Raw genomic sequence first — 17,304 nt, forward strand, 5'->3', positions numbered from 1 at the left:
TTGAATATTACAATACAAATTATTGACTAGTATTTTAATTCATTTCCAATATCTTGGTGAAATTATATTTGAGAATTTTCTCCTGAAAATGGTCAACTCCATATAAAGTTTGATCCTCTTCATCAAAACTTATTCCCATCAAATAATCAGGCGTCTCTATTACTTGTATCAAGACCCCGTCCCAGTCGAAAATTTTAATTTGGCTAGGTTTCATCACCTCGCCATATTCTGATTCAGGTTGATCGTAATAAAGGGCGAAAATGTAATCGTTTGTGACCTCTAAATCAAAATAATAATTGACTAGATCAAGGGGTTTTCCCTCCAACATTTTTACTTTTTTAACCCCTAATTCACCATCTACCTTCTTTGCATTAGTATAATCTTCATCAAAAATTAATAGACGGTCAAAATAATTAAAAGCGATTACTGATTTAGAGCCATCAGGCTTCAAGCGGAAAAAGTTATAAAAAGTAGTATAAAAATCCGTTACACTTTCTGAAACATACTCGTTGAGATCCAAGATTGGAACCGAAAATATTTCCTTTTTATTTTTTATATCAAAGCCCTTTATGAGAAAGGGTTCAGGACTTAAATAACCAAGATTACCAATAAGTAAGCTATCATTTTTTAGCATCATATCTTGAGTTAGTCCAATTACCGGATCAACCTCATATAAATAATCTATCTCCAAAACAGAAAAGAAAAAGTCATTCACCTGAAATACTCCACCTCTAAAAACATCATACACAAATAAATTATTTGAACTTAATTGCTTGAAAAGTTTCGGTGCTGAAAATTCATCTGGGCCATTTCCATTTTTTAACCAATCCCTTAAAAATCGTTTATCCTTTTTTGAATAGACAGAAAAAAAACTTTCAGCTGAATATTTGTGAATAAATATTAGGGTGTCAAAAATGGTAACATCTAATTCTGCAACTTCATTTTGAAGAATTTGCTCACGTTCTCCTGAAATTTTTACTCTTCTTATTTGTTCAGGATTAGTACAGGATTCGATCAAGATTATTGAACTAAAAATCAGAAACCATTTTGACACCCTCTTCATTAACCTCCTATTTCTGGATTCGTTTCGCAAAAACTTGCTGCTCCAAACCCTTTGGAATTGAACTTAATGGTACAATCTCCGCAATCATAATATGTTGCGCCAGCCTTCGCCCTAGACTCTGAGTAGCAGTTCACTTGACCAGATTTTGCAAATGAAATTGACCCAATCGTCAAAAATGCAATCATAAATACTCTAATAATTTTCATGTTTATAAAATTAGAATTTAGCCAATCATCAGCTTGGCTTTTAGCTGCGAAAAAAGATTCAACCGGTTTAAAACTTAATCTGATGTTAAGCTATTTTTTTTTTTTTTGAATAATCAAAAGAAATATAAGTTTATTTCTGAAAAAATTTGGATCTCATTAAGGTGCTAAATGATCTAAAGAAATTTATTCCGATTTTTCCATTCACGATTCAATTCCTTTATCTTGAAATCACAAGTGAAGGAACCCATGAATCGCGACGAAAACCTCAAACAACTTCAAAACAAGGAAAAGATCTGGGACATTGTTGTCATCGGAGGAGGTGCCTCAGGATTAGGCGTAGCCTTGGATGCAGTTTCCAGAGGCCTTTCCGTGGCACTTTTTGAAAAAGCAGATTTCGCCAAAGGCACTTCCAGCCGAAGTACGAAACTCCTGCATGGAGGCGTCCGATACCTTGCTCAAGGAGATGTTTTTTTGGTATTGGAAGCACTGCGAGAGCGAGGCCGACTGATTAAGAATGCTCCTCATTTGACCCAAAATCAGGCTTTTATCATTCCTGTTTACAACCGTTGGGATCGGATACAGTACAGCGCAGGTCTTAAGATGTATGACTACATGTCCGCCAACTTGAGCTTGGGTTCGTCAAGCTATATTTCAAAAGAAGAAACAATCAGACGGATGCCTGGTATCAATCCCGAAGGACTTTTTGGTGGAATTGTCTATTATGACGGGCAGTTTGATGATGCTCGACTTGCGCTTTCAATCGCGCAAACTACCGATCACGCAGGAGCTATTGTGCTGAATTATACCAAGGTAAATGCGCTCGAAAAAGATGCATCGGGCAAACTCAGCGGATTGCATGTGCAGGACATGTTGAGCAAAAAGAAATATTCAATCAAGGCTCGAATGGTGGTTAATGCTACGGGAGTATTTGCTGACAAAGTTCTCCAAATGGATAATCCCGACGCGGCGAAGACCATCCAACCTAGCCAGGGAATTCATCTGGTTTTGGATTTGGATTTTTTGGGTGGAAAAGATGCCCTGATGATTCCAAAAACCCGGGATGGTAGAGTCCTTTTTGCCGTTCCCTGGCAGGGAAAACTGGTTGTCGGGACGACCGATACCCTGCGGGAAAAAGCCAAACTCGAACCAGAGGCTTTACAGAAGGAAATAGATTTTGTATTGGAGACTGCTGCTGGATATTTGACTCGAAAGCCCACCCGAGCCGATGTCAAGTCTGTTTTTGCTGGACTTAGACCTTTGGCGCGTCCTAAAGAAGGGAGTACCAAAACCAAAGAAATCTCCCGCTCCCATAAAGTGATTGTTTCCGAAAGTGGCTTGGTGACACTCACAGGAGGAAAATGGACCACGTTTCGTAAAATGGGAGAAGATACTGTGGAGTATTTTCCAAAAATCACAGGCAAGTCCATGGACAACTCGAGATCTAAGGACATTCTACTTCATGGCTTTACCAAGGTGATCCCAAAAGGGCATTGGGCAGTCTATGGATCGAATGCGGTCTTGATACAGGATTTGACAAAGGCAGATTCCGGTCTTTCTGAACGGATTCATCCTGAATTTCCAAATATTTTGGCTGAAGTGGTATGGGCGGTAAGACATGAGATGGCGGTCAAGATCGAGGATGTGCTTTCCCGTAGGATTCGGATGTTGATCTTGGATGCACAAGCTGCTCTTGATTCAGCGGAAAAAGTGGTGAAACTGATGGCCTCGGAACTTGGAAAGGATGAAGGCTGGATTGAAAAAGAGTTGGAAGATTTTAGAAAAGTGGCGGAGAAATATTTGATTAAGTCTTAATTTTTTAAATCTTGATTTCCAATTAACCCCAATACCCAAAATGACCCAAACCAAACCCTACCTCATGGCGCTGGATCAAGGCACGACCAGTTCCAGAGCCATTGTTTTTGATAAGCAGGGACAGATTGTCTCGGTTGCCCAAAAGGAGTTCAAGCAATATTTCCCCAATCAGGGTTGGGTGGAACACGATGCCAACGAGATCTGGACCAGCCAGTCTGCTGTGATGATCGAAGCCTTGGTTGACAAAGACATTCGTGCGGATCAAATCGCAGCAATAGGCATAACCAATCAACGTGAAACAACCATCGTTTGGGAACGCAAGACAGGGAAACCCATCCATAAAGCCATTGTATGGCAGGATCGGAGAACAGCAGCTTTTTGCGATGAACTGAAGGAAAAAGGCCACGCTGAAATGATCGCTGAAAAGACAGGATTGATCATTGATGCGTATTTTTCAGCAACTAAAATCCGATGGATTCTGGAAAATGTAAAAGGAGCTCGGGAAAGAGCTGAGGCAGGGGAATTGGCATTTGGTACAGTGGATTCTTGGCTGATTTGGAAACTAACTAAAGGTCAATCTCATCTGACTGACATCACAAACGCCAGTCGCACGATGCTTTTCAATATTCATTCGCAGGACTGGGATCAGGAGCTTTTAAATCTTTTCGATATTCCAAAATCCATGCTCCCGGAAGTCAAAACTTGCAGTGAGGTGTTTTGTGAGACAGCTGGTGATGTTTTGAGCGTAAAAATACCAATAGCCGGGGTAGCAGGAGATCAACAGGCGGCACTTTTTGGGCAGCTCTGTATCGAGCCAGGTATGGCAAAGACAACTTATGGTACAGGGTGCTTTCTGGTTATGAATACTGGAAATACTGCTGTGCGCTCCAAAAATCAGCTTTTGACAACGGTGGCTTGGAAGATCGGTGATGAAATTAACTACGCATTGGAGGGCTCGGTTTTCATCGGTGGAGCAGCAGTCCAATGGTTGAGAGATGGCTTGGAGCTATTCAAAAAAGCATCTGAAACCGAAAAATTGGCGATGAGCCTGGAGGATAATGATGGGGTTTACTTTGTACCGGCACTTTCCGGTTTGGGAGCGCCACATTGGGATCAAAATGCGAGAGGAGCTTTTTTTGGAATTACCAGAGGGACAACTATTGCGCACATGACTCGAGCAGCCTTGGAAGCGATCGCTTATCAAGTATATGACGTGCTCAAAGCCATGGAAAAAGATAGCGGAAAACCAACCCAGGAGCTTCGGGTTGATGGTGGCGCTACTGCAAATAACTTTCTGATGCAGTTTCAGGCAGATTTATTGGGCTGCGAGATCAAGCGGCCGCAGATCATTGAGACAACAGCTATCGGTGCGGCATTTCTGGCAGGATTAGCAGTTGGATTTTGGAAAGATCGGGATGAACTTCAGGCGTTGTGGGCAGCCGATCGAAGTTTTCAACCGGAAATGGAAGTGGGAAAACAAGAGAAGCTGATTCACTTTTGGCACAAAGCAGTAGAAAGATCTAAACACTGGGTAGAATAATATGAAATACCCATCGGAAAAGCTTTTTTCACAGGGCGATGGTTATCTAGGGTATTCTCCCGAAACAAGTTCGGGACAGGCTATCTGGCCTCTAAAAAACAAATTATAAACAGATGAATCCATTTATCGCGGAATTTATTGGAACTGCAATCCTGCTGCTGATGGGTACAGGGGTTGTTGCGAATGTCCTTTTACCAGGTACAAAAGGGCATGCAGGGGGCTTGATGGCAATTACTACTGCTTGGGCTTTGGGTGTATTTTGTGGAGTAGTCGTGGCAGGACCTTACAGCGGAGCACATTTAAACCCAGTTGTGACCATTGGTTTAGGAATAGTCGGAAAATTTGACTGGGCTCTCGCACCGGGATATATGCTAGCCCAACTGGGTGGAGCCATGATGGGATCGTTTTTGACTTGGCTGATGTACCGGGATCATTTTGATTTGGAAAAAGATCCCTTATTGAAGCGTGCGCCTTTTTGCACGGATCCTGCTATCCGGAATTTTAATACAAGTTTGACTTCTGAAATCATCGGGACATTTGTCCTGATTTTGGTGATTCTCTATATCGCTGGCGCAAAGCTGGAAGACCCAACTGGGACCCCCATTGGCTTGGGCTCAATTGGGGCCTTACCAGTTGCTCTTTTGGTGTGGGTGATCGGCTTATCCCTTGGAGGCACGACAGGCTATGCGATCAACCCCGCCCGTGATTTGGGTCCGAGGATAATGCATCAGATTTTACCAATCACTGGAAAAGGGAGTTCAGATTGGGGATATTCTTGGGTTCCAATAGTTGGCCCGATTATCGGAAGTGCTTTGGCTGCGGGGCTGTATTTAGTAGTCGGAGCCTGAAAATGTGATATTTGGGGATCGTAATCGCCAAATATTCAATTCTTGAAAATTCTCTTAATCCGTCCAACTTTTGGGGGCTAGTCCAATCATGTTGGGGCTGTCATTTTCTAGCTTCTTGTCCCTCGCACCTTGCCTCTAAGAAAACATCTCCTCAATCAGCTCGGTATAAAACTCCTTAATGCTTTTCCCTGTTGCTTTCACCTGTTGTGAAATCAGGCTTGTCTCAGTCTGTCCTGGGACGGTGTTAATCTCAATGAAATAGAACTTTCCTGTCTCCTGCTGTAGAAAGTAGTCGACCCGGACAGCGCCTTTGCAGTTCAGTTTTTCATAGACTTTGGTCACGATCCTGCCGACTCGCTCGACTTCCTCTTCGGTCATTCTCCCGGGAGTGATTTCCTCACAGACTCCCGGAACATATTTGGCCTCGTAGTCAAAAAACTCCTTGCTGCTCACAATTTCTGTCGCGGGAAGTACGGTGATTTGGCCTTTCCCTTTAAAAATCCCGATCGAAAACTCCCGTCCAGATACAAACTCTTCTACCAAAACCTGAGCGTCCTCAGCAAAAGCCTTTCCTAAGGCTTCCGGCAATTCTTCCCAAGTTTTTACTTTGCTCATTCCGATAGAGCTCCCGCCGTTATTGGGCTTGATAAAAAGTGGCAAAGTCAGACTATCGGCAATTTTCGAGGCGTTTTCAACCACATTTTCAAAAAGCTGGATCGATCTAGCCACGTTCAATTCAGGAATATCCTGAACAATTGCTTTGGTGTAGCCCTTATTCATCGTGATCGCCGAAGTCAGTTGATCACAAGTGGTATATGGAATGCCGAGCATGTCAAAATATCCAGCCAATTTACCGTCCTCTCCCGGCGAGCCGTGGAGGATATTGAAAACACCGTCAAACTTGACTTTTTCATCTCCTATTGTGATGCTGAAGTCATTCAGATCCACGGGAATTTTTTCTCCTGAAGCACAGACGAAGTGCCAATCGCCCGGATACACGAAAATTTTGTAGACATCATACCGATCTCTGTCAATAGTTTTTTCTACAACTGCTGCACTTTTAAGTGAGATGACAGATTCACCGGTAAAGCCCCCGGTAACCAAGGCAATTTTTTTCTTCATGGCTGGAAAAATTAAGGTTACGAAATAGCTTATTTTCCGTTTACCCTCCAAGGGTTTCGAAACGCATGGAGGGTTTTATATATTCGCCCAGATTTACCACAAGAATTTTACCCAAAATTTCAAGGATATGATTAAAAGTTGGAAAGTGCTCAGCTTGGCTTGGATCGTGATGATCGGAATGGCACATAGCACCCATGCCCAAAGTCTGAAAAAAGTAAGCCTGGAGGATGTCTTCAAAAAAGGCACCTTCTCCCAAAAATCCGTCTATGGTATCAACTGGATGAAAGATGGACAGTTTTACAGTTCACAGGTTGAGCGAAACGGTGCTCCTGCATTGCTCAAAATCAATGTGTCCACCGGCGCTGAAGCCGGAGTTTTACTGGACGGACGCGCTTTGGGTGTGAGTTTTTCATCTTACAGCTTCAATGCAGATGAATCTAAGGCATTGATCGCAACCGATGTTGAGTCTATTTATCGGCGGTCTTCCAAAGGTGTTTTCTATGTGGTGGATATGACCACTGGCCAAAAGCAGCAGCTGATGAACGGAGAGAAAATTTCTTACGCCACGCTCTCTCCTGACAATGACAAAGTGGCTTTTGTCAAAGAAAATAACCTGTATATGGTGGAGTTGGCCAGTAATAAACTTACCCAAATCACGACAGACGGTGAGTGGAACAAGATCATCAACGGAGCTGCCGATTGGGTGTATGAGGAGGAATTTTCCATGGCACAAGCTTTCAAATGGTCGCCTGATGGAAAGAAAATTGCCTTTATCCGATTTGACGAGACACAAGTTCCTGAATTCAATATGCAAACCTGGGGACCACTTTATCCGCAGGATTACAAATTCAAGTATCCAAAAGCGGGTGAGAAAAATGCGTTAGTGAGCATTCATGTGTACGATTTGGTGAATGGGAAAACCCAAAAAGTGGATGTTGGATCTGAAACAGACATTTACCTGCCCAGAATCTACTGGACAAAAGATGCCAACCAACTGGCGTTTATCCGACTGAATCGCCTGCAAAATCAGCTCGACCTGTTTCATGCAAATGCAATTTCGGGTGAAAGCAAACTGATCATCTCCGAGACTTCCAAAACTTATGTGGATCTTGATTATAATGATGACTTGCAGTACCTCAGTGATGGCAAGACTTTTATCCGCACTTCCGAGCAAGATGGCTTCAAGCACATTTACCATCATAATCTGGACGGAAGTCTAATCCGACAAATTACAACCGGTAATTGGGAAGTTACAGCGATGGTAGGGGTGGATGAAAAAGCCAGAAAGCTTTATTTTATTTCCACGGAAGCATCTCCGCTTGAGCGAAATTTCTATGTAATCAATCTGGATGGGAAAGGGAAAAAAATCCTGACACCTTCCAAAGGCACACACACCATCAATATGAGTTCGGATCACAAGTTCTTCATTGATTATTACTCTACGACTGACACTCCTGTGAAGGTGACTTTGAATGAATCCTCCGGAAAAGAGATAAAGGTCTTGGAAGATAATCAGGGACTGAAGGAGCGACTGTCCGGTTTTGCTTTAGGGAAAAAGGAATTTTTCACCTTCCCTACGGTTGATGGCTCCATGCTGAACGGCTACATCATCAAACCTGCTGATTTTGATCCCAACAAGAAATATCCTGTGCTGATGTACGTCTATGGCGGTCCGGGTTCGCAGAATGTGCTAAATTCCTGGGGAGGAACTCGGGACTTTTGGCATCAGCAATTGGCTGCCGAAGGAATTATTGTGGCTTGTATTGACAATCGGGGAACAGGCGCAAGAGGACGTGATTTCAAGCATTCCACCTATGCTAATCTTGGAAAATTGGAAACCATTGATCAGATCGAAGGAGCGAAGTATTTTGCCAAGATGCCTTTTGTGGACCCCGCGCGAATCGGCATTTGGGGCTGGTCGTATGGAGGATATATGTCCTCGCTGGCACTCATGAAGGGCAACGATGTTTTCAAAACTGCCATCGCAGTCGCTCCGGTGACTACCTGGAGATATTACGACACGATCTACACAGAGCGCTACCTTCAGACTCCACAGCTTAATGCTGCCGGATACGATGACAACAGCCCCATCACGCACGTAAACATGCTAAAAGGAAACTTTCTACTGATACACGGAACGGGCGATGATAACGTCCATTTTCAAAACTCCGTCGATTTGGTCAATGCTTTGATTGCTGCGGATAAACAGTTTGAGACCTTCTATTACCCTAATCGGAACCACGGGATCTACGGTGGAAATACGACTTGGCACCTTTACACCCAGATGACAGATTTCCTGAAGAGAAAGTTGTAAATAGAATCAACCAATAGATAAAAAACCGCAGGAGGAAGCTTCTGCGGTTTTTTTTGTAGCGTAACCGATCTACGATCCGTCTCGAAATCAAACACTTTTATCAACCAAAAGCACTTATGATGAAAAACGCATTTAAGATCCTCCCAGCTTTGCTTTTAATTATTGTTTCCTTCTCCTGTCAGGAAAATGAGGAACCAGAAAACCTACTGGATCAGGTGGGATTTGAAGGGACTTTGCCTGATGGAAGCAATTTTGGAACTACTGATATTCGGTCATCAAATGGTACTGGGATTTTCGGAATCAATTTTACCTACCAAGGGAATCATGACCTTGCAATTAGAAGTATTGAAAAAGGGTGGACCTTGAGCATTGAAATACCCAAAAAAGATTTTTCAAACAACCCTCCCATTGGTGGGTCTATTCCTATGCAAGTTGTTTTCGATTATTTCAATATACATTATCCTTATGAGGACGTTTTGGGAGTCTTTATGTCTGAAAAAGAGAAGGCTAAAAGAGAAGTTTCCTACAGCAGTTTTGATCAATTTAGAGTTCTACTTGCAAATGATATAAAATATTATTTCTATCAACCGGAATATTTTTATCAACCTAAAGGTGGCAAAGTCCGAGTTCTTGCAGTTAATGAAGGGATGATTAAAGATCTGGGCGGAAACAACATTCGTAAGATCGAAGTCACGATCGAATTTGATTTGCCGATGAAAGCTTCCGATGCAAGTACAGAAATTCTGGAAGGAAATCTTAAAGGCGTAGGTCGCTTTAGGTATCGTGAGGATTTTTATCAGGGAGAGTTTGAAAAGTTTGATTAGTCAATTTTGATCTGATCGAGGTAAAACTTCATCCGACTGTGATCCCGCTGCAAATATTCGATGCGGTCGATCCGGTCCAACTTGTGATTGTAAAAAACCTCGACGTATTCATCTCTAAGTAAATAAAGGTTGATCTTATGTCGGTAATAGCGGATACCCACCACAAAAGTCCCCTCAATGAAGAGAATTCTGATTTTTTGATGGATTGGCATACAGCTAAATTCTTCCCGACTCATATTTCTTGCGTTTCTCCACAATGACTCCAATTTAACCAAATTGGTTCAGCTTTTTGATCAAAGACTTTCCAAAATGACTCAAGGCATGACTGCTCGTTCGAGATAAATTTACCCGGAATATTCATTAAACTTCCTATTACGAGCTCATCCGCCACTGCGGACAAAATCAAACGCTTTGCTGCATCTAATTCAGTCACGGTCCCGAAAATAAAGGATGCTTCATTCGTTATATGCTTGTTTTCTAGCATTTTTAGCTCTTCCCGGCATTCTTCGGGACAAGCTAATACAGATTCTAATGTATAGTCCGGGGTTAGCTGAAGAACGTATTTTGAGCGTGTTTTCTGTCCTTTTTCAATAAAAAAACCTCCGGTTTTGAGCCGGAGGTGTACTTAGCAACTTTTCTCAACTGACAATCAATGTGCGATCAGTTGAAATTCTTTAATCGCTTCACTGAAGTCCAGAATTTCCGCATCCTTCAATATTCCTGCAACGATACTTGATCCTGCAGCAGACCTGTATCCTCCCGCACAATGCACAACTATAGGTTTTGAAGTAGGTATCTCTTTTGCTCGTTCTCTTAATTCTTGAAGCGGAATATTAATAGCTGCTTCGAAAATAGGTGCTGTAGCATGTTCGTCTCTACTGCGGATATCAACGATTGTAAATTGTTCTTTATTTGCTTTGAACGCCTCCAAATCAAATGAATTCCCTTTTTCGGTCATTCCAGCTGGATTTACCACAGCGCCTTTGATCAATTGCTCATAGCCTATTTTTGCAGCTTTGGTGATCAAAATTTCCAATTCTGCCGCAATGTCTGCCACGAGGAAGAATTTTTCTTCAGGCCCGACAATTGAACCTAGCCAGGTTTCAAATTTCCCGCCATTCATGATGTTGATCGCACCGGGGATATGTCCTGCTGCAAAATCCAAATTATTTCGAGTATCGATCACTAGGGCCTCAGCTGGTAAAGTAGCTCCTTCGGGCCAAATACCCACTTGAGAAATAGATCTCTGATACGCTGGCGCACCTTTTTTATTCATGTCCACATCGTAACCGAAGTATTTTGGAATGTAAGGTTGACCCTGAAGCAAGGAATCCACGAAGGTTTTTTCGTCCAAGTCATTAAAAGCCCAATTGGTTGCGCGTTGCTCCCCAACGGTGGATTGGCGGGCATCGCTCAGATTTTTGCCGCAAAGCGAACCAGAACCATGTGCAGGGAAAACCAAAACATCATCGGCCAAAGGTTTCAATTTATCCTGAACCGTGTGATACATCATTTTAGCCAGCTCCTCCCGTTGAGCGGTCATATTACCGGCTTTTTCCCTAAGGTCAGGACGACCCACATCACCGATAAAAAGCGTATCACCTGAGAAAAGGGCATGATCCTTCTCGTTTTCATCCTTTAATAGTATACTGATCGAGTCAGGCGAGTGTCCAGGAGTATGGAGGGAATGGAAAGTTACTTTTCCCATTTGGAATGAATCTCCTTCATCAAAACCAACATGCGGGTATTCTGCTCCGACTAATTTGGAAACGTAGATGGTGGCGTCGTCATTTTTGTAAAATTCCAAATGTGAACTGACAAAATCGGCATGAGGATGAGTTTCGATTACTGCTACGATTTTGGCAAGGTTAGCTTCGGCAAAATCATAATAGGGCTGAGGATTCCGACCTGGATCCACAAGGGCTATTTTCCCTTCACTTAAGATAGCATAGCTGGCATGAGCTAATCCTTCGTCATAAAATTGTTGAATATTCATAGGTAATATTTATTGTTTCTGAATTGTGATGCAAAGATAAAATGGGCGTGATAGGGATTTCGGTGATCCTAATCACATTAGGAAAAGATCATGGACTTAATAAGAATGCCTTGATTTATCCAAGCCTACCTCTTAAACTTGAAAAACCATTAAAGTATTCCAGTGAAAGGTCAAAAAGTCTTTTTAAAATTTCTGCCTGTCTTTTTTCTTTTTGGGCTTTTCTTTTTTCAAAGCTGTAAATCCAAGAAAATTCCCAAAGACAGCCCGGCTTTCACTGTGATAGAAACTGCAAAAAGCTACAGAGGAACACCTTACAGATATGGAGGAACTACCCGGGCTGGAATGGACTGTTCAGCATTGGTTTACCATTCCTATTATGCCGTAGGGATTAATCTTCCCCGTATGTCCGCCGATCAAAGCAAGTTGGGTCAAAAGATCAACTTAAATCAAGTTCGGCCTGGAGATTTGTTGTTTTTTGCCACTGGCAAAAGAAAAAACCAAGTCACCCATTCCGGAATAGTCACCGAATCGGTGAAAGGTGATATTCGGTTTATTCATGCATCTACTTCGCTCGGTGTGACCGAGGACTATCTCAGCAGCCGCTATTGGTCGGGCGTTTTTCTTTTTGCGAAGCGGATTTTATAAGTACAGAATATTGGTCTCAAAAGCCCAAAAACACTTTCGCCAGACGCTGAGCAGTGCAGCTAGTATTTATTTTCCAAATATCCTTTGGGATTAGGCTTTAATGGTTAATTTTGCGCTCGAATTAAAAAAGCGTAAACCTTTTTACATTTCAAGCAACAAATGGCAAATATTGGAAAGATAACTCAGGTAATCGGCCCCGTGGTGGACGTTTCCTTTGAAGGCGGTAAACTGCCAAACATCCTTGACGCACTGGAAGTGACCAAAGAAGATGGTCAAGTAGTCGTAATGGAAGTGCAGCAGCACCTAGGCGAAGACAGAGTGAGAACTATCGCAATGGATGCATCCGAAGGGATGGTTCGCGGCATGGAGGTAAGAGATTTGGGTCAGCCGATCTCAGTACCAACAGGCGAAGCCATTAAAGGACGACTTTTTAATGTAGTGGGTCAGGCGATTGATGGTCTTCCTCAGGTTCCTGCCGGAAAAAGACTTCCGATCCACAGATCTGCACCCAGATTTGAAGATCTTTCTACTTCTGCCGAAATTCTTTATACAGGTATCAAAGTAATCGACTTGATTGAACCTTATGCAAAAGGTGGTAAAATCGGTCTATTCGGTGGTGCCGGTGTGGGCAAGACCGTATTGATTCAGGAATTGATCAACAACATCGCCAAGGCTTATTCAGGTCTTTCTGTATTCGCCGGTGTGGGTGAAAGAACCCGTGAGGGAAATGACCTACTTCGAGAAATGATCGAATCAGGCATCGTTACCTACGGGGAAGACTTCGTTCACTCATTGGAGACTGAAGGTGGATGGGATCTATCTAAAGTTGATTTGAAAGAGCTTGAAAACTCAAAAGCAACCTTCGTGTTTGGTCAAATGAATGAGCCTCCCGGAGCACGTGCTCGAGTAGCTTTGACAGGTTTGACACTTGCTGAATATTACCGTGATGGTGATGGCACAGGTCAGGGAAAAGACATTCTATTCTTTATTGACAATATCTTCCGATTCACGCAGGCAGGTTCTGAAGTGTCCGCACTTCTTGGACGTATGCCGTCTGCAGTAGGTTACCAGCCTACCTTGGCTACCGAAATGGGTACCATGCAGGAGCGAATCACTTCTACTAAAAACGGTTCCATCACATCTGTTCAGGCGGTTTACGTACCTGCGGATGACTTGACTGACCCGGCTCCGGCGACGACATTCGCTCACTTGGATGCGACTACCGTACTTTCCCGAAAGATTGCCGAATTGGGAATTTATCCTGCGGTGGATCCATTGGATTCTACTTCGCGGATTCTATCTCCGGATATCCTTGGAGAGGAGCATTACGGCTGTGCGCAGCGCGTGAAAGAGATTCTTCAGCGCTACAAAGAATTGCAGGATATCATTGCGATTCTTGGTATGGAAGAACTTTCTGACGAGGATAAGCAAGTCGTACACCGTGCAAGACGTGTGCAGCGTTTCCTTTCTCAGCCGTTCCACGTGGCTGAGCAGTTTACAGGCTTGAAGGGTGTATTGGTTGATATCAAGGATACCATCAAAGGCTTCAATATGATCATGGACGGTGAGTTGGATCACCTTCCTGAAGGAGCGTTCAACTTGGTAGGTAGCATTGAAGACGCCATCGCCAAGGGAGAGAAAATGTTGGCTGAAGTAAAGTAAGAAAATTAGTTATTGGGTAATAGTTAATAGTAAGACTGAATTTTCATCTACTAATAACTCCTAATCCAATAACTCAATAACTAGAAATATGCAATTAGAAATCGTCACACCGGAGAAGAAAGTATTTCAGGGAGAAGTATCAGAGGCCAGTTTTCCTGGCGCTGACGGATCTTTTCAGGTGTTGAATAATCACGCACCGATCGTTTCGGCTTTGGCTAAAGGAACTGTATCCTTTACTACAGCAGAAGGCAAGCAATCCATGATCGTGGATGGCGGAGTGGTCGAAGTCAAAGACAATGTAATTGTGGTCTTGGCTGAGAAAGTAGTCGGCTAAACTTCAATTCAACCATAAAAAGAAAGTCCAACTCGTGAGGGTTGGACTTTTTTGCTTTTAGCAGAAGAACTTTTCCAAAGTTCTAAACTTAGGAAAAGTTTAGAATTCCGTTAATCTTCTATCGGTCTGAGAACGGCTCGTTTGATGTATTTTTCATCGCTTTTCATCAGGCTGCCTTCGTAAAAATAGAGCGTATCATTTACTACTCCTGCTAGCATACCAATGTCGAGGATATTACGTGGATTAGAGGTTTCCGACCATTTCTTAGCCTCTTTATTGAAGATCAATAAATGAGAATAGGTTGCGTATTCTTCTCCAGTTTTTTTGTTATTCATCCAAGTCTCCACGATTACTTGCTCGCGATTGCCATGAATGGAGTTGAAGTAATGGTTGGTCGGCACATGAACTTTGTTTTGTTCACCTGAAGCAAAAATTTCGCTAAAGTCCAGAATCTGATCAGCACCATGCAGATTGTAGTCAAAAAAACGACTTTCAGGCAATGCTACCGAATCAATCATTTCCCCGTTTGTGGAGTAAAAATTCACCTTTTTACTGTGTGGGAAAGACAACGCAATGTCATTCCCAAAATCACCCATCGTTAAATAGGTCACAGGACTCATTGACCCAACTACCGCTTTATATTCCTTTGGATAGTCAACTATCGAATTTTTTATTTGACCTTCATTTCCAAAAAAATAGATTTGATCGCCTGAAGCTCTATAAAAATCAGGATGATAACTATCGTAAATTGAACTCACCATTTCCACCAAAAATCCATCAGGTAATTTCTTGAATTTTGCTCCCATGAACCGGATTACTTTATCATCTGGAAGCTGAAGTTTGATTTTTTTTATAAACTCCTGGCGTTTGGCATTGAACACCAAGACGGACTCACTTTTCTTGTCCAAGATATGGATAATGGGATACTCAGAAACATCGAAAGATGAGGGTGAAAAGGAGCCAATTGGAAAATCTCCAGAGGCAATCTTTCCTACTTGCTCACCTTTTGTAGTTATGATGGCCACCATAGGAGAGCGATAAGAGGATACGGCTAAAAGGCTATCGCCTATCAATTTAACTTGAGTTTGGCTGTTTAGGAAAAATTTATCTTCCATTACCAAAACCGAATCTATGACAGAAAGATCCCAAAAATCTGGAATGACATCCTTTTCCACAACCGTTTTACAAGAAATTAATGTGGAAAAGAATGTCAATAAAATCAAACAGCGCTGTTTCATTTCAATTTACCTATTCGGTACAAGCCCAATTGGACGGACCACCATCACAACTCCAAACAATGCATACTCCGCAATCTGCAACATCACATCCAAATTGATCTTTAAAATGTGAGCATGGTCCGGAAGCCAGTGAAGGCTGCACCACCGCAATACTTCCCAAAACCATACCCAGTACGGCCAGGGCTAAAATCATCGTTTTTTTCATTTCATTTTTTGTTTAGATAAAAGATTGATTAAAAAATTAGCTTAGTTAAAACTAGGAAAGCAGAACTTGTTGACCAAAAAATCAACTAAAAAATTTGCCAAAAATCTGATAATCGGTCGAATTAAATTGGGGAGATAAATAATTAGTTTGAGTGGGGATAATAAATATTTTGAAATTGCTCCATGTTTCTTAGAACCCAATTGGTGATTATCAATTTTTAAAATCTTTCAATCTTCCTATTTTTAAATAATTCTCTTACCTTTGCAGCCACGAAAGGGGGTGTACACTATGATCATTGTAAACGTAAAAGAGAACGAATCCATCGAAAAAGCGCTGAAGCGTTTTAAAAAGAAGTTTGATAAAACCGGTGCGGTTCGCGAACTCAGAGCCCGTCAGGCATTTACAAAGCCTTCTATCGTAAGAAGAGCACAAGTCATCAAAGCTGCTTACAAGCAACAACTTCGCAACGAAGAGATGAAGTAATCAGAATTTGATTCTAAATACAGACGCACTTGCCCTAAATGGCAGGTGCGTTTTTGTTTTTATTCTCTGACAAAAGTCACTGTTATTTTTCCGTTTTTCTGCTACCTTTTGAGTGATGATTGACTCATTTATCAATTACCTCGAGTACGAAAAGCGAAGCAGCCCGCATACCGTGCTGGCGTATCGCAACGATTTGGAGCAAGTAGCTGATTTTGTGTCTCTTTCATTTGAGATGAATGAGCTTACCCAGTGCACGCATTCAGAACTTCGCGCTTGGGTGATTGATTTGGTCGAAAATGGTTTGAGTACCACCTCAGTGAACCGAAAAATCGCCACTTTGAGATCCTATTATAAGTTTTTGTTGCGCTCCCGGCTGATTACTCAAGATCCCACTTACAAGTTAAAATCCCTTAAAAATCCGAAAAAACTTCCCGAATTTGTACAGGAATTGACCATTGAATCCGTTTTAGAGGAGGACGTTTATGAACCGACTTTTGAGGGGCAGCGGGACCGAATGGTGATGGAGTTTCTCTACCTGACGGGAGTTAGACTTTCGGAATTAACCAACCTCAGGTGGAAGGATTTAAATCTCATCGAAGACCAGGTGAAAGTTTTAGGCAAAAGGAAAAAAGAACGAATAATCCCATTGACAAAATCCCTGAAACAGAATATCATTTTGTATCAAAAAGTATTTGAGGAAAGGTTTTCAAAAACAGACGGGAATGCCTACTTTATTGTAACCAATCGGGGAGAGCAAAGCTATTCTATGTTGATTTATCGGATCGTCAGACATTATTTAGACCTATTTGCGCAGAATACGCGTAGAAGCCCACATTTGCTCCGGCACACCTTTGCCACTCACCTACTCAACAAAGGTGCCGACCTCAATGCTGTAAAGGACCTACTTGGTCATGCCAATCTGGCGGCGACTCAGGTCTATACCCACAACTCTATGGAAAAACTGAAGGCTGTGTTTGAACAGGCACATCCTAAAGCGTAAATAAATCAATTG

General features: G+C 42.3%; 17 protein-coding genes. 10 read left to right on the forward strand and 7 right to left on the reverse strand.

Features of this window, described 5'->3' with window-relative positions:
* Positions 1-34: 34 nt before the first annotated feature.
* Entirely contained in the window at positions 35-1,018 is a 984-nt protein-coding gene (locus Q8M62_RS12570; RefSeq protein ID WP_304901126.1) for a BF3164 family lipoprotein, read from the reverse strand.
* A 497-nt stretch (positions 1,019-1,515) separates the two neighbouring features.
* On the opposite strand from Q8M62_RS12570, the gene Q8M62_RS12575 reads away from it, so the two are divergent.
* The 3 genes from Q8M62_RS12575 (at position 1,516) to Q8M62_RS12585 (ending at position 5,469) form a co-directional block, all read left to right on the forward strand.
* Positions 1,516-3,081, forward strand: a complete 1,566-nt coding sequence (locus tag Q8M62_RS12575; protein ID WP_304901127.1) for a glycerol-3-phosphate dehydrogenase/oxidase — start codon at positions 1,516-1,518, stop codon at positions 3,079-3,081.
* Positions 3,082-3,121: 40 nt separating this feature from the next.
* The gene (glpK, locus tag Q8M62_RS12580; RefSeq protein ID WP_304901128.1) at positions 3,122-4,621 is read left to right on the forward strand and encodes a glycerol kinase GlpK; all 1,500 of its coding nucleotides are present in this window, start codon (positions 3,122-3,124) and stop codon (positions 4,619-4,621) included.
* Positions 4,622-4,734: 113 nt separating this feature from the next.
* Positions 4,735-5,469: an MIP/aquaporin family protein gene (locus tag Q8M62_RS12585; RefSeq protein ID WP_304901129.1), complete on the forward strand. Its 735-nt coding sequence runs from the start codon at positions 4,735-4,737 to the stop codon at positions 5,467-5,469.
* A gap of 135 nt (positions 5,470-5,604) precedes the next feature.
* On the opposite strand, the gene Q8M62_RS12590 is transcribed toward Q8M62_RS12585, so the two are convergent.
* Complete coding sequence (locus Q8M62_RS12590; RefSeq protein ID WP_304901130.1) at positions 5,605-6,591, reverse strand: D-alanine--D-alanine ligase; 987 nt, start codon at positions 6,589-6,591, stop codon at positions 5,605-5,607.
* Between the two features lie 169 nt (positions 6,592-6,760).
* Between Q8M62_RS12590 and Q8M62_RS12595 the strand changes: the two genes are divergently transcribed.
* Positions 6,761-8,905: a S9 family peptidase gene (locus Q8M62_RS12595; RefSeq protein ID WP_370690561.1), complete on the forward strand. Its 2,145-nt coding sequence runs from the start codon at positions 6,761-6,763 to the stop codon at positions 8,903-8,905.
* A 116-nt stretch (positions 8,906-9,021) separates the two neighbouring features.
* Positions 9,022-9,729 (forward strand): hypothetical protein, encoded by a 708-nt coding sequence (locus tag Q8M62_RS12600; protein WP_305668162.1) that lies wholly within the window; start codon positions 9,022-9,024, stop codon positions 9,727-9,729.
* Here Q8M62_RS12600 and Q8M62_RS12605 read toward each other — a convergent pair.
* The 3 genes from Q8M62_RS12605 to Q8M62_RS12615 all read right to left on the reverse strand — a co-directional run bounded on the left by Q8M62_RS12605 (position 9,726) and on the right by Q8M62_RS12615 (position 11,725).
* Positions 9,726-9,965, reverse strand: a complete 240-nt coding sequence (locus Q8M62_RS12605; protein ID WP_092730808.1) for a hypothetical protein — start codon at positions 9,963-9,965, stop codon at positions 9,726-9,728. The genes Q8M62_RS12600 and Q8M62_RS12605 overlap by 4 nt on opposite strands.
* Complete coding sequence (locus Q8M62_RS12610) at positions 9,962-10,213, reverse strand: hypothetical protein (protein ID WP_304901133.1); 252 nt, start codon at positions 10,211-10,213, stop codon at positions 9,962-9,964. Before Q8M62_RS12610 ends, Q8M62_RS12605 begins: the two co-directional genes overlap by 4 nt.
* A 165-nt stretch (positions 10,214-10,378) precedes the next feature.
* Entirely contained in the window at positions 10,379-11,725 is a 1,347-nt protein-coding gene (locus Q8M62_RS12615) for an MBL fold metallo-hydrolase (RefSeq protein WP_304901134.1), read from the reverse strand.
* Positions 11,726-11,887: 162 nt separating this feature from the next.
* Here Q8M62_RS12615 and Q8M62_RS12620 point away from each other — a divergent pair, with 162 nt between their 5' ends.
* The 3 genes from Q8M62_RS12620 to atpC all read left to right on the forward strand — a co-directional run bounded on the left by Q8M62_RS12620 (position 11,888) and on the right by atpC (position 14,366).
* Positions 11,888-12,370 (forward strand): C40 family peptidase, encoded by a 483-nt coding sequence (locus Q8M62_RS12620; RefSeq protein ID WP_370690559.1) that lies wholly within the window; start codon positions 11,888-11,890, stop codon positions 12,368-12,370.
* 159 nt (positions 12,371-12,529) lie between these two features.
* A complete protein-coding gene (atpD, locus tag Q8M62_RS12625) occupies positions 12,530-14,032 on the forward strand; it encodes a F0F1 ATP synthase subunit beta (RefSeq protein WP_304901135.1) in 1,503 nt (500 codons plus the stop codon).
* A gap of 88 nt (positions 14,033-14,120) precedes the next feature.
* Positions 14,121-14,366, forward strand: a complete 246-nt coding sequence (gene atpC, locus Q8M62_RS12630) for an ATP synthase F1 subunit epsilon (protein WP_304901136.1) — start codon at positions 14,121-14,123, stop codon at positions 14,364-14,366.
* Between the two features lie 110 nt (positions 14,367-14,476).
* Here atpC and Q8M62_RS12635 read toward each other — a convergent pair whose 3' ends face one another.
* Together Q8M62_RS12635 and Q8M62_RS12640 are read right to left on the reverse strand one after the other, a co-directional pair.
* Entirely contained in the window at positions 14,477-15,604 is a 1,128-nt protein-coding gene (locus Q8M62_RS12635) for a hypothetical protein (protein ID WP_304901137.1), read from the reverse strand.
* A 10-nt stretch (positions 15,605-15,614) separates the two neighbouring features.
* A complete protein-coding gene (locus Q8M62_RS12640) occupies positions 15,615-15,797 on the reverse strand; it encodes a hypothetical protein (protein WP_305668163.1) in 183 nt (60 codons plus the stop codon).
* A gap of 300 nt (positions 15,798-16,097) precedes the next feature.
* Here Q8M62_RS12640 and rpsU point away from each other — a divergent pair, with 300 nt between their 5' ends.
* Together rpsU and Q8M62_RS12650 are read left to right on the forward strand one after the other, a co-directional pair.
* Positions 16,098-16,292, forward strand: coding sequence for a 30S ribosomal protein S21 (gene rpsU / locus Q8M62_RS12645; protein WP_077353255.1), 195 nt, complete (start codon positions 16,098-16,100; stop codon positions 16,290-16,292).
* 115 nt (positions 16,293-16,407) lie between these two features.
* Positions 16,408-17,292 (forward strand): tyrosine-type recombinase/integrase, encoded by an 885-nt coding sequence (locus Q8M62_RS12650; protein ID WP_304901139.1) that lies wholly within the window; start codon positions 16,408-16,410, stop codon positions 17,290-17,292.
* Positions 17,293-17,304 lie beyond the last annotated feature (12 nt).

The sequence above is a fragment of the Algoriphagus sp. genome, from assembly GCF_030694375.1.
Taxonomy (GTDB): Bacteria; Bacteroidota; Bacteroidia; order Cytophagales; family Cyclobacteriaceae; genus Algoriphagus.